Here is a 456-nt window from a genome sequence, read left to right as displayed (position 1 = left end):
TCTTTTACGGTTGTGCTTGTTTGATTACCATTGCCATCTGTAATCGTAATGGTATGAGTTCCATTTCCATTATCTTTTACATCCGCCGTAGCATTTTTACCATCTACGCCGTCTTTACCTGCTGCTCCAGTATCACCTTTAGCCCCAGTATCGCCTTTTTCACCTTGGATACCTTGTGCACCAGTATCGCCTTTTTCGCCTTTAGCTCCTGTAGCACCGTCTTTTACAGTTGTTGTGCTTTCTTTGCCATTGCCGTCTGTAATTGTAATGGTATGGGTTCCATTTCCATTGTCTTTTACATCAGCTGTAGCGTTTTTACCATCTTGACCTGCTGCACCTGTATCACCTTTGGCTCCTGTATCGCCTTTGGCACCTGTGTCACCTTTAGCTCCATCTTTTACGGTTGTGCTTGTTTGATTACCATTGCCATCTGTAATCGTAATGGTATGAGTTCCA

General features: G+C 43.6%; 1 protein-coding gene. It reads right to left on the bottom strand.

Annotated features, from left to right (window positions below):
* Positions 1-456 (bottom strand): collagen-flanked surface repeat-containing protein (locus EO120_RS09100; RefSeq protein ID WP_479258339.1); only part of this gene is annotated, 456 nt, incomplete at both ends.

The organism is Veillonella caviae (assembly GCF_003992125.1).
In the GTDB taxonomy this organism is placed as follows: domain Bacteria; phylum Bacillota; class Negativicutes; order Veillonellales; family Veillonellaceae; genus Veillonella; species Veillonella caviae.
The sequence above is the reverse complement of the archived record's forward strand: the minus strand, read 5'-3'. Positions and strand labels throughout refer to the sequence as shown.